Genomic DNA, 19,966 nt, shown 5'->3' on the forward strand with positions numbered 1-19,966 from the left:
ACGTTATTTTTGCAAAACATAGTAATCCTCCTCTACGTACTGATTTTGATATTATTATATCATAATTACTACGTTTGGAAGTAATTACAAGCTTTTTGTGGGATAATCATAATATTAATTTAACATAACGTATCATATCTGATGAATATTAATAAGTCGATCATATTCTAGCAATGCAATACCACTTTGTACAAGTGATTCAAAACCTATATTACAAACTTCGGGAAAATAATAGTACAGCTATGTTAGTATATGTATCAAAAAACTTCCTAAAATTAATACAATGGCGCCACCTAATCTATTTCCCATTTGAGCAAACGCAATTAATTCCATACGATTTGCAGCTGAAAGCACTGCTACATTACCAGTACCACCCATGCTGTTATTACACAATCCTGCAGTAATCATAGATTCAACAGGATATAGTCCAAATAGTTTTCCTATAAAGCCTGAAACGATAGATATTGTTAAAATACTTGTAAAGCAGAGAACAATAAATTGCCAAGTTAATGATTGAGCTAACACATTTAGATTAAGCAAAGCAATTCCGATTGCAGATAATACTGCAGGGGTCAAATTTTTCATAATTAATTTGTTAAACATAACTGCACAATCTTCATAATATTGAGGAATAGCATTGGTAATTTTGCAAATCACTACAATAACAATCATAAAGGCATATGCATGAACATGTGGGACAAAATAGTTAAAAATACTTCCTAAGATAAAAAAGGAAACAGAAATAAGGAAACCAACACCAATTTGAACAACATCTAATTTGAGCTCCCTATCTTCCTCTTTTATTTCTTCTGTATCTGATTTCATAATAGCTCCGTGGCCATTATATTTTGGAAAAGATGCTCCTATTTTAGAAATTAAAGCAGCACCAATAATTGCAAGTACATTTCCAAAAGCCGATGCTGGTATTAATTGAGATATAATTTCTGATGAATGTTTTCCTAACACAGAAGCGTAAATTCCAGATAAAGGAACACAACCAGCTCCGATACCTCCTGCCAGCATAGGTAGTGAAATATATAATACAGATTTTCCAAAACCATGACCAATTAACATGCCGACAAGTCCTACCATTAATAATGATACGGCCATTGAAATAAATGCTACAGGAATAAAACGGATAGATGCTTTCATTAGTAAATCACGTTTCATACCTAAAACACTTCCCGTAATTAAAGCGGCAATATAGAAATCAAGAAAGCCCATATCATTTACGAAAATTGTAACTGTTTTAACTGCCCCACTAGGTAATATACCAAATGTAGCAATAACTGCAGAAGCAAAAATACAAAAAACAGCACCACCACCTAAGTAAGATTTAAAAATAGGTAAGTGATTCCCAATGTAATAGAATAAATTTCCTAGTAGCACCAATACAGCAAGAGCTCCCAATATGCCACCTGGTAATTTATCTAATTTAATTCCGATAATTAAAATAACAAGCATAATTAAATATAAGGGAAGACTCACCCCGCTAATTTTTATTGACCAAATGCCAATTTTTTGTTTATCAGTTCTAATCTCTTTTAAATTGTCTAATTTCTGAGTCATATATGATACTCCTTTTTTCATTTGTATTCACAAAACAACTAAGAATTTTTATGATTCATTTTATATAGTCTTGTGATAATCATATAATCGTGGTCTGTTTTAATAAAGGCCACGATTATATGCAACAATATTTACTTGTAATAAAATATTGTTATATTCTTTTATTTGATTTCTAATGGAACATATTTAGGAATCCATTTAGCATCTGCTACTGCCTTTTTGATATCTGAAATTGGTTCACGATTTAGTTTTTGATCTATTGCACTTTGACCAACAACTTCGGCTATTATTTGAGAAAATTCAGCTAATTTAGCTACAGGTGGTAATATTGCTGCTCCTGGTTTACTAGAATCAACAATTCCTCCTAAAGCATGGCTTGCCTGTGATAACATTTCACTATTCACGCGAGTAGTAGTTGAAGCAATAATTCCAAGACCTAACCCTGGATACATTAACGCATTGTTTCCTTGACCAATTTGATACGTAACTCCTTTGTATTCAACATCTTCGGCAGGTATTCCTGTGCCGATTAAAGCTTTGCCATCTGTCCATTTAATCAAATTTTCTGCTGTTGCCTCAGCAAGGTTTGTAGGATTTGATAATGCGAAAATGATTGGACGAGCAGTATGAACCGACATGTCTTTGATAATTTTTTTTGTAAATGTACCTGGTTGAGTAGAAGTACCAACAATGATTGTAGGATGAATTGTTTTGACTGCTGCTTCTAAGTTAGTCAATTCATTTGCATTGTCAAATTCTAAGCGGTTTCTAACAAATGGTTTCTGACCAGGTGTTAAATCTTCTGTATCTTGAAATAACACACCTTGTTTGTCTACCATATAGAAATGTTTACGAGCTTTTTCTTCTGGTACACCTTGACGAATCAGTTCATCTAGTAATTGGTTAGCAATTCCAACACCTGCAGTACCTGCACCAAATGTCATTATAACTTGGTCAGCTAACTTTTCTTTAGAAATATTCAATGCACCTAGTACCCCTGCTAAAACAACAATACCTGTTCCTTGGATATCATCATTGAATGTTGTAATCTTATCTTGATATTTCTCTAGGATGGTAGCAGCATTTGAGCGACCAAAGTCTTCCCAGTGAATCAATAATTCAGGGAATAGTTCTGTAGTAGTTTGAACGAACTGATCAATAAAGTCATAATATTTTTTACCATAAATTCTTTTGTGCCGATTTCCTAAATAAAGTGGATTATTGAGTAACTCTTTATTATTTGTTCCATTATCAATAGAAACAGGTAATACTTGACTAGGATTGATACCAGCTGCTGCAGTATAAACCATCAATTTACCAATAGCTATATCAGCACCATTTACTCCGCAATCCCCCATACCTAATATTCCTTCAGAATCTGTCACTACGATTAAACGAATATCACGACCACTTGCTGCATTTTTTATACTTTCTTTAATATTTTCTGGTTCGTTAATTGATAAAAAAGCTGCATCTTGTGGTTTTACAAATAGTTCATTATATTGTTCGATGGACTCTGCAACAGTTGGATCATAAACGATTGGCATAAATTCTGCGACATGTTCACACATCAATTTATAAAATAGCGTACGATTTGTATTAAAAATATTCATTAAGAAAATTCTTTTTTCTAAATCAGTTATTTTACTTAAATATTGTCCGTAGGTTTGCACCGATTGTTGTTCTAATGTTTGTACTTGTGTTGGTAATGTTCCAATCAACCCAAATTGTTTTCTTTCTTCTTTAGTAAATGCTGTTCCTTTATTAAGGAACGGATTATTCAAAATTTCTGTAGCTAACATAAATTATTTCTCCTCTTTGTTTGTGATATCTTTATTATACATTCATGTTTTTTATAACAAATATAGATTATTTATAGTGTTATAAGAAAAATTTATAACATGATAAATAAAAGTTCAATATTAATGAAATAAAACAATATTTTTAACAGACTTAAGGAAAAATATATAGATGTACTGATGAATGTTGGCTTTACCTAGTAGCCACTGTCGTCAATTTATTTAATATAAAAGTTATTAGTTTGGTCAATGGATTCCACACTAACTAGAAAACTAATTATATGTGCATTCAATATTGTTGTGAATAAAGAAAATTTGAAGGAGAGCCTAAAATATTCCACTCAGATAGATGTGTACAGTATGTTTCATATGATTGCCAAGATTTATTAAGAGAGAACGAATTTATTCAGAGCATGAATGCTAAATGTTGCTTTTATGACAATTCCCTGCGCTGAGATATTTTTGCATTATAAAAAAAGAATATTATATATGAATATATGTTTAAACTAAAGACATTACTAGGATGGCTGTTACATTCAAACTAACACCCTAGTTGACTTAGATACAGTATTACTATTGTTTAATGAGTAAGCATTATTTCCATTATTTTTTTTCCTTTGAAGTCATATACTGTTCTTTTCTTACCGCAATAGATATGTAAAAATTTATTGCAGGAACTAGAGATATTGTTTTTATTGATAGCATATTTTTTACTGCCATATTAATCATTATTCCTATACCAATTCCAGAAGCTATTAAAGATTTAGCAGTTTGTATTTCATCTGTATAATAGAAGTTTTTCGTGGAAATACCATTTTTTAAACAAAGGTCTTTTAGTATTTTGTTATGAATATATGAATCACCTAAGACTATAAAACGTTCATCCTTAAGCTCATTAAAGTTAACTTTATCCTTATTTGAAAGTAGATGGCTATAACTTGTACAAACCATAAATTGATCTGTTTTTAAAATGGTGGCATTGAGATCATTATCTTTTATAGGTGCAATTGAACCTATTAATGCAATATCAACTTCACCAGAGACTAGTAAATTTTTCATCACTGAGGACCCTGTCTCAACCAGTTCAATATATTCCACAAGACCATTTCTATCTAATTTCTTCATAAATGATGGCAAAAAATAGCCACCAATAATTGGAGGAACCCCTAATTTTATTTTTGCTCCACTTATTTTTGATATTTCCAGTTTTGCTTCTCTTATTTCATGTAGTGCATTGTGTGCTCGTTTCTCAAAGATTTTTCCAGCTTCAGTTAAGTAAAGTTGTGTTTTAGAATGATTTCTAATTATAAGTTTTTCTCCTAACTCTTTTTCAATCTTATTTAATGACATTGTTATTGAAGGCTGAGAAACAAAAAGCATTTCTGCAGTTTTTGTAAAATTTTTATTTTGGCATAAATAATAGAAATATTCTAAATCTCTTATGTTCATTTATCACAACTCCTTAAAAAATAAAATAGTGTAAAGTTTTTTACACTATTTTTTAAATTTAATTTTTATATATAAATAAATGGCATTTATTACTTATATAGAACTCAAAGTAAAGACTCAGGTTTTTATTATTAACCTAATGCTTATTAAGTTCATGAAAACAATATCCATAGGAGAACCATTCACAACTTTCACAAATTAGCACAAATTTCTCATAAGTTAAATTTTCTTTTATATTATTCAAAATATCTTTATATAAATAAGTTCTCCCTTCTATAAGGTTAAGTTCATTTAATACTTTAGAATCAAATATAAAAACTTTTTCTTCATTTTTACAAAATCCGTTTTTTAACTCATGAGGACATGCAACACAAATATCATCTGTTCTAGTTATAACTTTAATATACATATCAAGTTTTAGTTTATTTACTACTTTGTCCATATTCTCAATAAAATGAGGGCTATACCCTTTTCCTTTATATCCCTGAATACATAACAAGTGATGAGCCCTCAAAACTAACATTTTATAATACTGTCTTTTAACAGACTACTTCTAACTTCAATTTCAATTAAATAGGAACCACAAATTTTTTCCGATAAATTCATTTCCATTAATATATCTCCTTATCTCATATAAATTCCAGTTGTAAACCTTATGTATATTAATGTTTACAATTGGATCATATACAAATATTAATGTTATGTCAAAATTTTCACTCATTTATTTATCTACGATTTAACCCAACCGACTTGTACCAGTTTTACTTTGACCTATGTTAGAATCAATAAAGCCGTTCTTAATTTCTTTCAAATATTTTTCTCCTTGAACTGCATTGTATTTACCTTCCCATTTGGAAATAACCACAGCAGCTAATGAATTACCAACTACATTTACAGCTGTTCTTGCCATGTCAAGAATACGGTCAATTCCAGCGACAAATGCTACTCCTTCTAATGGAATACCTACAGTTCCTAGAGTAGCTAATAGCACAACTAAAGACGCTCCTGCAACACCTGCCATGCCTTTTGATGTAATCGCAAGAACTACAACTAAGTTGATTTGAGCCAGTATTGACAAATGAACTCCGTATAACTGAGCAATAAACAGTGCCGCAATAGATTGATATAATGTTGATCCATCTAAGTTAAATGAATAACCCGTAGGAATAACAAAGGATACAACAGATTTTGGGCAACCGAATTTCTCCATTTTTGTAATTAATCTAGGTAATACCGCTTCTGAACTAGCTGTGGTATATGCGAGAATAAGTTCGTCTTTTAAAACCTTAATTAGAGAAAAAATGTTTATTCCAACTATTTTTGCTACTAATCCAAGTATTACTAAAACGAAGAATATCATACTTCCATAAATAGTACAGGTTAGTTTACCAAGTGGAATTAAGGCCTTAAGTCCAAATTTAGAAACAGTTACACCCATTAAACCAAATACTCCAATTGGTGCCACTTTCATAACTTGATTAGTTACCCAGAACATTGCCTCAGAAATTCCTTGGCACAATCTAAGAACAGGTTTTGCTTTTTCCCCCACCGCTGAAATTCCTAATCCGAACATAACTGAGAAGAATATGATAGAAAGCATATTTCCTTCAGCCATAGCACTAACAATGTTTGTAGGAACAATATTTACAATCATATCTACCATACTATGATTTGCAACAGCTTTAGTAGTACTTACATAACTTGCTATATTTGTTTTTACAAGTGATGCCATGTTTATGCCTGTCCCAGGATGGAATACATTTCCTGCAACTATTCCCACTAAGATTGCAACTGTAGTCACTAATTCGAAATAAATTATAGTCTTCAAGCCTAATCTACCAACTTGTTTACTATCTCCTCCACCTGCAATTCCAACAACAAGTGCGGAAAAAATAATTGGAACTACAATCATTTTAATTAGACGTATGAAAATATCGCCTAAAGGCTGTAGAAATGGAATAACTGATGGGTTACCATAGAAAGCTGCACCAACTATAATTCCAAGCGCAAGTCCGATAAGAATCTGTGTACCCAATCCAAGTTTAATTTTTTTCATTCTATGTCCTCCTTTGAATCTTCCATTAATTTAATATTGGTATAATTAAAGTTTTGATAAAAATATTAATTTTTACTATGTTATTTGAAAAACAAAAAATTACTATATATATCAGCGTTTGTTACACTGCTTCATTTCTTTTGACCTCTTCTTCATTTTTTATTTTGGATTTAAGTATCTTGTAAATCACCCCAAGCATTATAAACCATACAGGTGTTACAAATAGGGCTACACGAGTTTCCTTAGTAAGTGCCAATACAACTATAATAAAAGCAATAAAAGCTAGAATTATGTAGTTAGCAATTGGGTAAAATGGCATTTTAAATTTGCTCTTAACCGCAAGTTTAGGATTAGTTTTGCGATATATTAGATGGCATACAACTATAATTGCCAAATGAATATAAAGCAGAATGTTGATATACTTGTAATTAGTACAAACACCTCTTGTGGCATAATGTAGTTCAGAATAACTGAAATCAAAATGACAATTGCAGAGAACATTAGAGCATTAGAAGGTACTTGATGAGACGTTAATTTTTTCATTGACTCAGGTGCATTATTTTCTTTAGCAAGAGAGTAAACCATACGGCTTGTACTGAAAATACCGCTATTACAAGCAGATGCAGCTGATGTTAATACAACAAAATTTATAATACTTGCTGCTGCTGGGATTCCCACTGCAGAAAATACCTGTACAAATGGGCTTTTATCTGGATTAATTGAATTCCATGGGTATATACTCATAATAACAAGAAGTGCACCAATATAGAAAATAATAATTCTAATTGGGATATTATTAATAGCCATTGGAATAACATGTTCTGGATTTTCGGTTTCACCAGCTACTAGACCAACTAATTCGATTCCAGTAAAAGCAAATACAACCATTTGGAATGAAAGGATAAAACCGCTTACCCCATTTGGAAACCAACCGCCATGATTCCAAAGGTTTTTAAAACTAGACACGCCAGCATCTGTAGAAAATCCTTTAATAATCATAAATGTGCAAATTATAATTAGTGATACTATTGCAATAATTTTAATTAATGCAAACCAGAATTCCATTTCACCAAATAACTTTACTGTGGTAAGGTTCATGATTAGTAAAACTACAAGAGCTATAAGACTTGGAACCCATTGAGCTATATTCGGAAACCAGTATTGCACATAAAGTCCAGTAGCTGTTAAATCAGCCATAGCAAGTGAAATCCAGCAGAACCAATAGGTCCATCCTGTAATAAACGCTGCTCCGTTTCCTAAATAGTCATGTACAAAATCTACAAAAGAATGATAATTTGAATTAGAAAGCAATAATTCCCCGAGAGCACGCATAATGATGAAACAAATTACCCCTGTTATCATATACGCAAATAAAATAGATGGACCTGCCAAGTGAATAGACCTGCCTGAACCAAGGAATAGTCCAGTACCAATTGCACCTCCAATTGCAAGTAATTGAACGTGACGATTTTTTAGTCCTCTTGATAAATTTTCTTTTTCTGAATCGGTTTGAGTAAGTGGTTTTGTTAATTGACCCATTTTATTCCTCCATATTAGTAAAAGGCATGCATTAAAAAATGCCTTTTCCAATATAAGTATTTTGTAACTGGAGACACAAATGGAAATAGATAAGATCTAAATTAAGTAATTGATTATGTATTACTTTTATAAGATATGTTACCTGTCCCCTGTCCTTTTACCTGAGAGTTTCGCCTTTGCGGCTTTCTCCTTCGGTGCTCATTAAGAGTCTCTCCAAGGGTTCATCCAATAGCGGTCATCTCTAATTAAATAGGTACCTGAAAGATTTACTTCTTCGGTGAATGGCACTAGCCATAACTCTCCCACTATCTTCATCTGAACTATTAAATTTTATTACTATATGATAATACATATTTAATAAAGCTGCAACAATTTTTTTCGCTTTTAATTGAAATTAAAAAGTTATTTGGTCATAATTACAAATGTCGTCAAAGTCTCACTTATGTAATAAAGTAATACTAAGTATTACTTTTATTACTTTTATTTATTTTATTGCTTGTAAAGTATTACTTAGTAATACTTTTTTATTGCCTTTATTATGCATATAATTGTCATACAACATCAAAACTATGTAATTACATAAGAAAATGTCCTAAATTATTAAATGTAACACAATAATAGTTTAGGACATTTTAGATTATTTTTATATTTATTAATAAATTCCAACTTTGCTAAGCTTTAATCTATTTATATCTATGCATAAAATCCACTAATGCTAATGCTCAGATTCTTCTGCATTTCTTTATTAACTTTATAACAATCTTTAATTATTTGTTTAACTTTGTGATTATATTTAATGTGGTTCTATTTTTAAAACATAATTAAATTTGTTCTTTAATTTCATCTAACAGATTACTATCTGTTATTATCTCCTTCCCTTAACTTCTCTCAAATCCTCTTCATAACATTCGTCCCAACAATTGTTGGGTTCATCGTTTAATAACTCTTCAAGTGCCTCAATTTGCTCTTGAATTGAATTTTGTCTCCATCTATAAATATCCTTGTTTTTTTCATTCAAATCATTATATTTTTCTAGCATTTCATATAAATATTTAAGTTTTGCATTTAATCTTTCTGCCATTATCTATTTTCCTCCTTTAATAGCTCAATTACGCCTGTAGCTGAGTCTAACTCAATAATTAATCTAATATACTTTTAGGACCTAATTTAAGTACCTGAGCATTTAATTTTGCCAACTGCTCAATAGTTAAGTCTATAACATATACTCATGACATGTTATAGCTCCTTTTGCTTATTTATTGTTTCTATATTTTATACAATACGCTTATTAACCATACAATACAATATCTTTTATATGCTAAGAATGCTACATAACTTTTTCTAAGTCTCTCCTTTATGCATAAGTGAATATTCTATATGTACAGGCATTCCTAAATAAACATCACGAATAATAATGCCCGATTCTTCTAATTCCTTAAACCTTACTGTAAGCATGCGTGAACTTAAAATGGGCTAAATCCTTTGAAGAAGCGCAAGCTGTTACTAATGTTGGTACTAGTTGTGGTAATTGTGTAGGAAGTAATAAAATATTAGATTAAATAAATGAAATCGAAATCAGTATAATATCAGCGTAAAATCACACACTAACATTACAACATAAAAACATAATTACCTTATCATCACCAGAGGATTTTGTTTTTATATAAGCTTTTTAATTTTATAAAATCTAATTTTAATGTGACATACCAAAAATTGCACCTGAAATAAAAGGTATTAGCCAAATAATCCACACAATAATACTAAATTTATGAAAATTAGCCTTAGCTTTTTTATCATTATTAATTAAAACTATTGTTGCCCAGAGTGCATGTAAAAGCATTAGAATTATTGCTGATAGGCCTGTTATACCATGGAAGTTAAGTTGAAAACCCCCGTTAACAATTTTGCTCATAAGTGTTGTTCCCAAAGTATCAAAAAGTAACCCTACGTAAAAAAACAACAAATGCCATTTTTTTAATTCACCTTGTTTTTTTTCACTCCATACACCGACGGTATAAAATATAAGTGCTAATGTAATAAAAATAATTGCATACCCTAACATAATAACACCTCCTAATTTACAATTTGATTCATATGAACATTGTTCATATGAAGTTAAAGAATTACTTTAATCAATATATCAAAAATTTGATTAAAGTAATTCTTTAAGAAACATTTCAAAGGATGAATATTTAAAAATGGGCATCTGCACCATTGTAATATAATTCATTAATATAAATTTAGCTGTTTCATAGGAACCTAATCTAATCTTAATTTTATTGTTTTCTTCTTCTTTTAATAAAATTTTTTCTATAATAATTACTAACTTCTCTATATAAATATTTTCTTTTTCTAAACTCTTTTTAATGCAGTCGGGATTTTCATAAAGTTCAGGTTTAAGCCATACCGCTTTAAATGTTTTAATGAAAATATTTAGTTTATTAAATATTTCATTCAACTTAATATATAAGTTGTCATTTGAATTCAATATATCTTCGAGTATGTATAAATGGTCTTTCCAATAATCAGTCATAATTTGAATAATAAGTTCTTCTTTAGTTGAATAATAATTATAAATTGTTCCAAGGGCAATTCCACATTTTTCAGACAAATTTCTCATGCTAAACTTCTTAAAACCTTCATTGTATAAAATTGCTTTTGCTCGACTTAATATAAGTTGCTCTGGATTTTCAATTATTCTTGACAATTATAGCACCTTCTAAAATAAATTATAAAGTTCAAGTGAACACTGTTCATTATAGATAAATTAATGCTATTTGTCAATATAGCTTATATTCTTAATAAAATATATTTACTTGTATATATTGAGCTTTTTACAAACCATCAAAAATAAGCTTTTTACAAACCATCAAAAATATCTTGACATATTTTGATGTGAGTATTAGAATGATATTCGTTATATCCTATTAAACATACTTAATTAGTTGTTTTTGTTTAAATAAACACTCATTGAAATATATTTAATAATTTTTTATGGATATAAGCATCCAATAAATTATAAATTTTCGTTTAGAAGAAGTAAAAACAGAACCATCAATTAGTGAAAATCAAAAAAAACTTAAAGGAGGAAACAAATGAAAAAATCATCATTAATAATCGGTTTTTTATTAATATTATCAGTAGGAATTGTCGGATGTGGAACAAAAACCACTGAAAATTCATTATCTAAAATAAAAAGTACAGGAACAATAAAAATTGGTACTGAAGGAACCTACTCGCCATATACTTTCCATGACAAATCAGGAAATTTAACTGGGTTTGATATTGATATTGCGAAGGAAGTTTCTAAACGTCTCGGTGTGAAACCACAATTTGTGGAAACAAAATGGGATGGGATGTTTGCTGGCCTTGATGCAAAGAGATTTGATATGGTAGCAAATGAAGTTGGAGTAATACCCGCTAGACAAAAAAAATACGATTTTTCAACTCCATATGTAGTTTCAAAAGCAGTATTAATAGTGAAAAGTTCTGATACTACTATCAAAAAATTTGCAGATTTAAAGGGAAAGAAATCTGCTCAATCATTAACTAGCAACTTATCTACAATTGCAAAGAAAAATGGTGCTATTATTATACCAATCAATGGTTTTAATCAATCAATTGACCTTTTGCTTTCTAAAAGGGTAGATGCTACGGTAAATGACAGTTTATCCTACTTTGATCTAAAAAAACAAAGACCAAACATTGCTTTAAAAGTTGTTGATCAACAAGGAAATGCTCAACCAAGCGCACTTATGTTTAATAAGGGAAATAAAGAATTAGTAACTGCAGTTAACAATGCTTTATCTGATATGAAATCAGATGGTACTTATTCAAAAATTTCAAAAAAATGGTTTGGCACTGATGTGTCAAAATAAGATGGTGATATAATGAATTTAGATGTTAATACACTAAGAATACTAAACATAATTAAAGATTCTTTTTTCCCATTATTAACTGCTGGCATAAAGTTTACCATTCCAGTTGCTGTGGTTTCCTTTATTCTTGGTTCGATTGTTGCTATGTTCACGGCTCTTGGTCGTTTATCAAAATATAAATCACTAAACCTAATATCCGGCTTTTATGTATGGATAATAAGAGGCACCCCCTTACTCGTACAATTATTTATAATATTCTACGGATTACCAGCTACCGGAGTAACACTAGGAGCATTACCGTCAGCAATTATAGGTTTTACTTTAAATGTTGGGGCCTATAATTCTGAAGTAATTAGAGCTTCCATTTTATCTATACCTAAAGGTCAATGGGAGGCTGCAAGTTCAATTGGTATGACTCATACTCAATCATTACTGCGTATAATCTTGCCACAAGCGGCTAGGGTGTCTGTACCACCACTATCAAACTCGTTTATTAGTCTTGTTAAGGATACCTCACTTGCCGCTGCAATTACTTTAACTGAAATGTTTCAAATTGCACAGCAAATAACTGCAGCAACATATGAACCACTTATATTGTACTGTGAAGCAGCCTTTATATATTTGATGTTTTGTACTGTACTTTCTACCCTTCAACAGAAGATAGAGAAAAAACTTGAAAGATATGTAGCTAGATAATTGGAGGAAACACATGATTACTATTAAAAATTTGCATAAAAGCTTTGGAGAAAATGAAATTTTAAAAGGTATTGACGTGCATATAAGTAAAGGTGAAACAACTATTATTATAGGTCCTTCAGGTTCAGGTAAAACCACACTTCTTAGGTGCATGAACCTATTAGAAATACCTAACAAGGGAACAATAAAAGTTGGGAATAATGAATTAGTCTTTGGTGGAAACAAAGTTCCAACTGATAAAGAGATGTTAGTCCTACGCAAGAACACAGGAATGGTGTTTCAAGGTTTTTATTTGTTTCCTCATATGACTGTTGTTGCGAACATTATGGAGGCACTCACTACTGTACTTAAGCAACCTAAAAAGATTGCTCATGATAAAGCACTTAATCTTTTAGAAAAGGTTGGTCTTTTAGAAAAGTCACAAAGTTACCCTCATGAACTCTCAGGAGGACAGCAACAAAGAGTTGCTATAGCGCGTGCTATGGCTATAGAGCCTTCAGTATTGTTATTTGATGAACCAACATCTGCACTTGATCCAGAGCTCGCAGCCGAAGTGCTTAAAGTTATGAAAAATTTATCTCTTGAAGGTATGACCATGGTAGTCGTTACTCATAATATGAATTTTGCAAGAGATGTGGGAGACAATATAATATTTATGGATAATGGACTAATAATCGATAATGGAACGCCTTCTCAAATATTAAATAACACAACCAACATGCGAATAAAGCAATTCTTAAATTTGGTTAATGATTAAGTAACATTTGATAAGGTAAAATACATAACATACTCTATGTTCAACATGAAGAGGTATTCAGGATAATTACTATTATGTTGAATGCCTTTTTACTATTTTTTTAATAATAAACATTTATTATTAAATTTAGTTGTTAATTGGGAATTAAACCAATAGTTCACTTATAAACAAAAAGGAGGTTAAAGCATGAATATAAAAGAATTTTGCGATAAATATTCAATAGATAGGTTAGGAACAAATTCCTTAAAATGGGATGCATTAGATAAACGTTATGGTGATAAAAGATTAATTGCTATGTGGGTTGCTGATATGGAATTTAAAACACCTCAAGCTGTAATCGAAGCAATGAAGAAAAGAATTGAACATGGAATATTTGGATATTCATATGTACCTATGTCCTATTATGATGCATTTATTAATTGGGAAAAAAATGAACATAACTATGAGGTAAATAAAGAGTGGATTCGTTTCTCAACCGGTGTTGTTATTGCATTATACTGGTTTGTTAATGCATTTACAAAACCCGATGATTCAGTAATTATTATTACTCCAGTTTATTATCCCTTCCATAATGCAGTGAAAGATAATGGGAGAAAATTGATTACATCGGAGTTAATTAATACTGATGGAGTATATACTATTGATTTTGATAATTTTGAAAAGAATATTATTGAAAACAATGTTAAATTATTTATCCAATGTTCACCTCATAACCCCGTTGGTAGGGTTTGGACAGAAAAAGAATTGGACAAACTCTTGTCTATATGCAAAAAGCATAATGTGCTTGTTGTCTCAGATGAGATTCATCAAGATATTATAGTTGGTAAAAACATTCAATTTCCAGCGGCTATTGTAAGTGGGGGTAAATATGCAGATAACTTAATAACAGTTACAGCACCATCAAAAACCTTCAACTTAGCTGGATTATTAAATTCCCAGATAATCATATCTAATGAAAAAATAATGGCAAAATATGATGCTTATGCAAAAACTGTTAATAAAACAGAAGTAAATATCATGGGATTAACTGCAGCAGAAGCTGCTTATAATCATGGAAAAGAGTGGTTAAATTCATTATTAGATGTGATACGATATAATTATAATTATCTTAAAACTAACTTAAATGAAAAAGCGCCAAAAATAATTATCACTCCATTAGAAGGAACCTACCTTGCTTGGCTAGATTTACGAGGATATGTAGATCCTAAAGATACGAAAACATTTATACAAGATAAATGTAGACTTGCAGTTGATTTAGGTGAAATATTTAGTGAAAATTGTAAGGGCTTTGTTAGACTTAATATGGCTACCGACCCCAAATATGTTGAAATGGCTGTATACAATATCATAAGAAATATTACTTTATTAGAGAATAGTGAGTTTGAACATTAATCTTTTATATGATAAAGCATAAAATAATTTAATAAGTTTTTAAAGAAATTTGATTTAAAGGTATGATAAGAATTAATATAATTATAGTTAAGGGTTTAGTTAAATTTAACTAAACCCTTAACAACATAGGTATTGTCAAAGAAATATGGACAACCTAATTTTGATAATTCTATTAAGATAGACACTCTCCCATCCTAAGCGTAATTAGTTTTTGTAGCATGTGCTTTTTCTTTATTAACCATCCATATTCCTAAACAAACAAGTAATAATGCAATCATATTCTTATACTCAAAAATATTTTCTTTCAGGAATATTCCTGATAATATAGCACCAAAAATTGGTGTTAAAAAATTAAAAACAGATACAGGCCCTACTTTGTTATATTTCAAGAGTTGATTCCATAATGAAAATGCTGCTGATGATAATAAAGCTAAGTAAATTAATATTAATGAGGAGCTAAATGTGAAATTATATACTCTACCACCTAATAAGCTACCAAGTAGATTTAATATTATTCCTCCTATAAAAAGACTATAACCTGTTACTACCATTACATCCATAGTCCTCGTAAGTTTTTTCGCATAAATAGCACTTGCTGAGAAAATAAATGCTGCAATTATTATAAAACCTTCTCCCTTAAAACTGAAAGAAAAATTTAATAAGTCAGAACTAAAGTTTACAATCATAACTCCTATAAATCCTACAATACACCCAATTATTTTCTGCATATTTAACTTATCATTAGTATATATAAAATGAGCTAAAATAACACTAAAAAATGTAACCGTAGAATTCATTATAGAACTTTTGACTCCAGTTGTATTAGCTACCCCAACATAAAAAAATATATATTGCAATGCTGTTTGACTAGATCCTAAATAAAATAAACTTTTAACATTGTCCTTTGTAACATTAAATATTTTCCTTCCACATTTTTGTGAAATAATAAGTAGTACTATCCCTGCTATAATAAATCTATAGCCTGCAAATACAAATTTTGATGGAATATCACCAGTGGCTATATTAAACAATATATACCCATTTTTTATTGCAGGATAAGCACTTCCCCATAAAAAGCAACATAATGTTGCAACAATTGCCACAATTTTTTTATTTGTAAAAATATTCTTTTCATTCAAGTTAATCAAAATCCTTTCTTAATGTTTGTTATTCAACGGTTGCTAAGATATTATTATTTGATTACATTTTATGCTATTAGTAATCATGTCTAATATAATCTCATAATAACTTCCATAAGAATTATTAATATTACAATTACCACCCTTTCCACTAATCAAAAAAGGAACATCCTTGTTACAACTATTCACATTAAACTTACATTGCATCATGGTATGCATATGATGTGAAAAAATAGCACCTATTTTAGCATTAGGATTTACACTATTTCTAAATAAATTTTTCTGAATTTCTTGTAAATAATGGTAATCTGTTTGGGGTAAACTATCATTGATACCTTTCATTCTAAAAGTGTTATGAAAATCAATTAAATAGATATTATTGGGGTTCATTTTTTTTAGTAAATCAATATCCTCATTCTTTTTTTGTGAAAAATATGAATATATAATTGGTTTTGAATCTATTGATTCAAAGCAGTAATGTGTATTTAGATAAATATACCTAACCTTTGTGCCAGGTATACATATATCACCTCTGGTATTTCCAATAAATTTATGAAAGTTTTTAGTATTAGATTCAGTTTTCAATATATCATAATTATGATTTCCTATGGAAACGAAAACTGGAATACCTTTATGTATTAACTCATCATATGTTAATTTGTAAAAAAGTTTAAAACTTAATTCATCATTTCCATTATTAACAACATCCCCACCATGTATTATAAAATCAGGTTTAAAATAGCTACTTTCTATTCTATCATTAATTTTCATTAATATTTTATTGTATAAGAATGCATTTTTCTCAAGATAACTATCTGTATTATATATAACATGGCTATCCCCTAAAACAATAAACCTTAATAATCTCCCTTTAATTAATTTATTGCTAAGTATATCCTTTGATATTTCATTTAATGGTTTTATATTCAAATATGTCATAATAATCACCTTCTTTTTTTTAATATAACACATATAATTAAATTATCTCTTGCGGAGCTGTAAAATTATACCTTAATATTTAATTAAAAACATATAGATTAGAAAACCATTCATCATTTGTGGTACGGTTCACCACTTATTATTCTAAATGATCTATACACTTGTTCTAAAAGTATTACCCTAAATAACTGATGTGGAAAAGTCAGCTTAGAAAAACATAGTTTGTAATTCGACCTTTCTAAAACAGCCTCTGATAAGCCTAATGAGCCTCCAATAATAAAAGCTACATTACTCTCACCCCTTATTCCTAGATCCTTTATAAAACCTGACAGCTCTATTGAGGATAACATCTTGCCCTTTAACTCCAATGCAATCACAAACATATTATCCTTGATTTTCGAAAGAATAATATCTCCTTCTTTTTTTCTTATTAATACATTTTCCTTTTCAGAAGCATTATCTGGTGTTTTTTCATCCCCTAATTCAACAACACTAAGCTTACAGTACCTAGTTAGTCTTTTTGTATATTCATCGATTGCGCTTTTTAAGTATTTCTCTTTTATTTTTCCCACACAAATTACAGTTATGTTCATTCTGCTTCTCCCTTATTTAACTTATATTAATATTATAATACATCTCCACCAAACATCACATAATCCAAAAAGAAATAAACCCTGCCACAAAGTGCAAAGTTTTTACTATAGTTAATTATTTTACAAAATTATACTGAGACTATTTTCCACAACATTTTTTATACTTTTTCCCGCTTCCACAAGGACATGGATCGTTTCTGCCAATTTTATTATTATTAACTACCATTTTAGAATCTCTATAATTTCTTTGAATTTCTTTTCTTTTTTCCTTTGAAAAAATACCTTCCCATTGTGGTAATTCATACAAATAATCTGCTTTTGCATCTAACATATTAAAATAAAGTTTTTCAAAATCTATTTTAAAATTTACTTCTGTGTCAGCTTCAGTTTCTTCTAGTACAACAGGTTCTAAAAGACTATCATTTATGCCATCAGTAAATCCCATAAAATATATATTCGATACTTCAAAATATTTTGCAAGTTCGTCCATTGTACCCTTAACTTCATCTTGATATTTTGATAATACTTTAGTATATATGCGTTTTTCAATTTCTCCATAATCATGCCAAAATGCAGGTTCCCCTCGACGTTTAACATAATCAACCACCATATCTGTCCATTCCTTATATAAACTCATTCTTTTTCTCCTCCTAATAATACTGTATTTATTATAATCAATTTTTCACTTATTCTCAACTTACATATTTATATTTTCCAATTATATAAGATATTTTCCAATTATATAAGATATTTATACTTTTTATCTATACATTATTTTTTTATTGGAATAATATTATTTTTTTATTGGAATAATATTATCTTTAGTAAAAGGCTTAGATATATTAAAATTCCCACCTATAGTATTGATGTCTTTATTCTCCATTGTAATTTTCACCTTTTTTACTGATGCTAATTGAGTTAGTGATGCTGCTATACTTTTTAGACAGCTTCCCTCTTTTACTACAGACATACTCATTTTAGCCTCTTTACTTAAATTCACATAAGCAATGCTATCTTTAATAGAAAAGCTAAGTAGCCTAGTCTCTTTAGGAAGTATTGGCTTTAACTCACTTTTAACCGTAGGTCCTTTTATTAGTTCTTGCATAATAGTTTCTCCAATAAGCTCTTCTTTATTAATAAGTCTTTCATCTTTAACAACTTGAATAGTAGACCCATCTTTAGAACCATCAAAATAAACTCCTAATTGAACAAAACCCTCTTTTTCTAAAGGAAGCTTAAGATTTTCAAGCTTTTCTTTATTTGTAACACTTTTATCATCTTTTTTTTCACAACCCCCAAAAGACAATGTTGAAACAACTAGAATAGAACATAATAATATCTTGATTGTCTTCTTCATATTAGATCTCTCCTTCAAAAATCAATTACATCACTTGGCATATCTCGTTTAGCTAAGTTCAGAGAAATATCCCTACCTACCTCAATATAATTGTCTTTAAGAATGTTAAGTACTGTCTGATAAGCTAGTTCAGGAAAATTATTAGTTTTACTTAAATGTCCTAATATAATATGTTTTCTTTTGTCATTCATTATTTCAACTATAGCTTTACCACATGCATCATTTGATAAGTGACCGACATCACTTAATATTCTTCTTTTTAAAGGATACGGATATGGACCAAACTTCACCATTTCTACATCATGATTGCTCTCTAGAAGTATTACATCTGCATCTTTAATTATAGTCTTAACTTCATCTGAAAAATATCCTAAATCTGTCGCTATACATGCTTTCTTATTCCCACTATATAAAGCATATCCTATAGGTGCTGCAGCATCATGTGATATATTATAATTGGCAATATGCATGTCCATTATATCAACAGAATTACTATCAATTATTTTTATATTATGTTCCTTCACATTACCTATCTTAGTTTTCATAGCTTCCCAGGTATTTTCATTTGCGTAAATTGGTATGTCGTATCTTCTAGAAATAACTCCAGCACCTTTTATATGATCGGAATGTTCATGCGTAATAAAAATGCCATCAATATCGTTAGGATTTTGATTTATGTGCTTAAGTGCACTTTCAATACTCTTCCCCGTCATACCAACATCCACTAAAATCTTTGCGTTTTTCGACGCAACAAATACACTATTTCCACTACTTCCACTATATAATGGACAAAAAATCATAAC

General features: G+C 29.7%; 19 protein-coding genes, 2 pseudogenes and 1 riboswitch. Of the genes and pseudogenes, 5 read left to right on the top strand and 16 right to left on the bottom strand.

Going from position 1 to position 19,966, the window contains the following annotated elements; genetic code table 11:
• Positions 1-240: 240 nt before the first annotated feature.
• Both KPL38_RS09505 and KPL38_RS09510 read right to left on the bottom strand, forming a co-directional pair.
• Positions 241-1,569, bottom strand: a complete 1,329-nt coding sequence (locus tag KPL38_RS09505; RefSeq protein WP_216288905.1) for a 2-hydroxycarboxylate transporter family protein — start codon at positions 1,567-1,569, stop codon at positions 241-243.
• Positions 1,570-1,730: 161 nt separating this feature from the next.
• Positions 1,731-3,371 (bottom strand): malolactic enzyme, encoded by a 1,641-nt coding sequence (locus KPL38_RS09510; RefSeq protein ID WP_216288906.1) that lies wholly within the window; start codon positions 3,369-3,371, stop codon positions 1,731-1,733.
• 164 nt (positions 3,372-3,535) lie between these two features.
• On the opposite strand from KPL38_RS09510, the pseudogene KPL38_RS20460 reads away from it, so the two are divergent.
• Positions 3,536-3,848, top strand: a pseudogene (locus KPL38_RS20460) (IS3 family transposase); the annotation flags it as partial.
• A 123-nt stretch (positions 3,849-3,971) separates the two neighbouring features.
• On the opposite strand, the gene KPL38_RS09515 reads toward KPL38_RS20460, so the two are convergent.
• The 8 genes and pseudogenes from KPL38_RS09515 to KPL38_RS09555 all read right to left on the bottom strand — a co-directional run bounded on the left by KPL38_RS09515 (position 3,972) and on the right by KPL38_RS09555 (position 11,119).
• Positions 3,972-4,817 (bottom strand): LysR family transcriptional regulator, encoded by an 846-nt coding sequence (locus tag KPL38_RS09515; RefSeq protein ID WP_216288907.1) that lies wholly within the window; start codon positions 4,815-4,817, stop codon positions 3,972-3,974.
• A 136-nt stretch (positions 4,818-4,953) separates the two neighbouring features.
• A complete protein-coding gene (locus KPL38_RS09520; protein ID WP_246577894.1) occupies positions 4,954-5,316 on the bottom strand; it encodes a DUF1284 domain-containing protein in 363 nt (120 codons plus the stop codon).
• Between the two features lie 237 nt (positions 5,317-5,553).
• Positions 5,554-6,873 (bottom strand): cation:dicarboxylate symporter family transporter, encoded by a 1,320-nt coding sequence (locus KPL38_RS09525; protein ID WP_216288909.1) that lies wholly within the window; start codon positions 6,871-6,873, stop codon positions 5,554-5,556.
• A gap of 121 nt (positions 6,874-6,994) precedes the next feature.
• A pseudogene (locus KPL38_RS09530) lies at positions 6,995-8,412 on the bottom strand (amino acid permease).
• A gap of 139 nt (positions 8,413-8,551) precedes the next feature.
• A riboswitch (glycine riboswitch) is annotated at positions 8,552-8,639 on the bottom strand.
• A gap of 638 nt (positions 8,640-9,277) precedes the next feature.
• On the bottom strand, positions 9,278-9,493 hold the full coding sequence (locus tag KPL38_RS09535; protein ID WP_216288910.1) for a hypothetical protein: 216 nt from the start codon (positions 9,491-9,493) through the stop codon (positions 9,278-9,280).
• Positions 9,494-9,753: 260 nt separating this feature from the next.
• Positions 9,754-9,867 carry a winged helix-turn-helix transcriptional regulator gene (locus KPL38_RS09540; protein ID WP_216288911.1) on the bottom strand — a complete coding sequence of 38 codons (114 nt, stop codon included), beginning with the start codon at positions 9,865-9,867 and terminating at the stop codon, positions 9,754-9,756.
• A gap of 238 nt (positions 9,868-10,105) precedes the next feature.
• Positions 10,106-10,474 carry an HsmA family protein gene (locus KPL38_RS09550; RefSeq protein ID WP_216288912.1) on the bottom strand — a complete coding sequence of 123 codons (369 nt, stop codon included), beginning with the start codon at positions 10,472-10,474 and terminating at the stop codon, positions 10,106-10,108.
• A 90-nt stretch (positions 10,475-10,564) separates the two neighbouring features.
• The gene (locus KPL38_RS09555; RefSeq protein WP_216288913.1) at positions 10,565-11,119 is read right to left on the bottom strand and encodes a TetR/AcrR family transcriptional regulator; all 555 of its coding nucleotides are present in this window, start codon (positions 11,117-11,119) and stop codon (positions 10,565-10,567) included.
• Positions 11,120-11,507: 388 nt separating this feature from the next.
• Here KPL38_RS09555 and KPL38_RS09560 point away from each other — a divergent pair, with 388 nt between their 5' ends.
• The 4 genes from KPL38_RS09560 to KPL38_RS09575 all read left to right on the top strand — a co-directional run bounded on the left by KPL38_RS09560 (position 11,508) and on the right by KPL38_RS09575 (position 15,135).
• Entirely contained in the window at positions 11,508-12,290 is a 783-nt protein-coding gene (locus KPL38_RS09560) for an amino acid ABC transporter substrate-binding protein (protein WP_216288914.1), read from the top strand.
• Between the two features lie 12 nt (positions 12,291-12,302).
• Positions 12,303-12,986 (top strand): amino acid ABC transporter permease, encoded by a 684-nt coding sequence (locus tag KPL38_RS09565; protein WP_216288915.1) that lies wholly within the window; start codon positions 12,303-12,305, stop codon positions 12,984-12,986.
• A 13-nt stretch (positions 12,987-12,999) separates the two neighbouring features.
• Complete coding sequence (locus KPL38_RS09570; protein WP_216288916.1) at positions 13,000-13,743, top strand: amino acid ABC transporter ATP-binding protein; 744 nt, start codon at positions 13,000-13,002, stop codon at positions 13,741-13,743.
• A 186-nt stretch (positions 13,744-13,929) separates the two neighbouring features.
• Positions 13,930-15,135, top strand: coding sequence for a MalY/PatB family protein (locus KPL38_RS09575; protein WP_216288917.1), 1,206 nt, complete (start codon positions 13,930-13,932; stop codon positions 15,133-15,135).
• A 194-nt stretch (positions 15,136-15,329) separates the two neighbouring features.
• Here the strand turns inward: KPL38_RS09575 and KPL38_RS09580 are convergent, their stop codons facing one another.
• From KPL38_RS09580 to KPL38_RS09605, 6 genes are all read right to left on the bottom strand, one after another.
• Positions 15,330-16,274 carry a DMT family transporter gene (locus KPL38_RS09580; protein WP_216288935.1) on the bottom strand — a complete coding sequence of 315 codons (945 nt, stop codon included), beginning with the start codon at positions 16,272-16,274 and terminating at the stop codon, positions 15,330-15,332.
• Between the two features lie 42 nt (positions 16,275-16,316).
• Positions 16,317-17,213 carry a metallophosphoesterase family protein gene (locus tag KPL38_RS09585; protein ID WP_216288918.1) on the bottom strand — a complete coding sequence of 299 codons (897 nt, stop codon included), beginning with the start codon at positions 17,211-17,213 and terminating at the stop codon, positions 16,317-16,319.
• 113 nt (positions 17,214-17,326) lie between these two features.
• Positions 17,327-17,806, bottom strand: coding sequence for a 23S rRNA (pseudouridine(1915)-N(3))-methyltransferase RlmH (gene rlmH, locus KPL38_RS09590; RefSeq protein WP_216288919.1), 480 nt, complete (start codon positions 17,804-17,806; stop codon positions 17,327-17,329).
• A 139-nt stretch (positions 17,807-17,945) separates the two neighbouring features.
• On the bottom strand, positions 17,946-18,443 hold the full coding sequence (locus KPL38_RS09595; RefSeq protein WP_216288920.1) for an SEC-C metal-binding domain-containing protein: 498 nt from the start codon (positions 18,441-18,443) through the stop codon (positions 17,946-17,948).
• Between the two features lie 156 nt (positions 18,444-18,599).
• Positions 18,600-19,163: a GerMN domain-containing protein gene (locus KPL38_RS09600; protein ID WP_216288921.1), complete on the bottom strand. Its 564-nt coding sequence runs from the start codon at positions 19,161-19,163 to the stop codon at positions 18,600-18,602.
• A 14-nt stretch (positions 19,164-19,177) separates the two neighbouring features.
• Entirely contained in the window at positions 19,178-19,963 is a 786-nt protein-coding gene (locus KPL38_RS09605; RefSeq protein WP_216288922.1) for an MBL fold metallo-hydrolase, read from the bottom strand.
• Positions 19,964-19,966 lie beyond the last annotated feature (3 nt).

The organism is Clostridium psychrophilum (assembly GCF_018861705.1).
In the GTDB taxonomy this organism is placed as follows: domain Bacteria; phylum Bacillota; class Clostridia; order Clostridiales; family Clostridiaceae; genus Clostridium_AD; species Clostridium_AD psychrophilum.

Bases quoted from the DNA above. Each gene is read 5' to 3' on its own strand.
- KPL38_RS09505 (WP_216288905.1), bottom strand. From the start codon at position 1,569: ATGACTCAGAAATTAGACAATTTAAAAGAGATTAGAACTGATAAACAA.
- KPL38_RS09510 (WP_216288906.1), bottom strand. From the start codon at position 3,371: ATGTTAGCTACAGAAATTTTGAATAATCCGTTCCTTAATAAAGGAACA.
- KPL38_RS09515 (WP_216288907.1), bottom strand. From the start codon at position 4,817: ATGAACATAAGAGATTTAGAATATTTCTATTATTTATGCCAAAATAAA.
- KPL38_RS09525 (WP_216288909.1), bottom strand. From the start codon at position 6,873: ATGAAAAAAATTAAACTTGGATTGGGTACACAGATTCTTATCGGACTT.
- KPL38_RS09535 (WP_216288910.1), bottom strand. From the start codon at position 9,493: ATGGCAGAAAGATTAAATGCAAAACTTAAATATTTATATGAAATGCTA.
- KPL38_RS09540 (WP_216288911.1), bottom strand. From the start codon at position 9,867: ATGCTTACAGTAAGGTTTAAGGAATTAGAAGAATCGGGCATTATTATT.
- KPL38_RS09550 (WP_216288912.1), bottom strand. From the start codon at position 10,474: ATGTTAGGGTATGCAATTATTTTTATTACATTAGCACTTATATTTTAT.
- KPL38_RS09560 (WP_216288914.1), top strand. From the start codon at position 11,508: ATGAAAAAATCATCATTAATAATCGGTTTTTTATTAATATTATCAGTA.
- KPL38_RS09565 (WP_216288915.1), top strand. From the start codon at position 12,303: ATGAATTTAGATGTTAATACACTAAGAATACTAAACATAATTAAAGAT.
- KPL38_RS09570 (WP_216288916.1), top strand. From the start codon at position 13,000: ATGATTACTATTAAAAATTTGCATAAAAGCTTTGGAGAAAATGAAATT.
- KPL38_RS09575 (WP_216288917.1), top strand. From the start codon at position 13,930: ATGAATATAAAAGAATTTTGCGATAAATATTCAATAGATAGGTTAGGA.
- KPL38_RS09585 (WP_216288918.1), bottom strand. From the start codon at position 17,213: ATGACATATTTGAATATAAAACCATTAAATGAAATATCAAAGGATATA.
- rlmH (WP_216288919.1), bottom strand. From the start codon at position 17,806: ATGAACATAACTGTAATTTGTGTGGGAAAAATAAAAGAGAAATACTTA.
- KPL38_RS09595 (WP_216288920.1), bottom strand. From the start codon at position 18,443: ATGAGTTTATATAAGGAATGGACAGATATGGTGGTTGATTATGTTAAA.
- KPL38_RS09600 (WP_216288921.1), bottom strand. From the start codon at position 19,163: ATGAAGAAGACAATCAAGATATTATTATGTTCTATTCTAGTTGTTTCA.
- KPL38_RS09605 (WP_216288922.1), bottom strand. From the start codon at position 19,963: ATGATTTTTTGTCCATTATATAGTGGAAGTAGTGGAAATAGTGTATTT.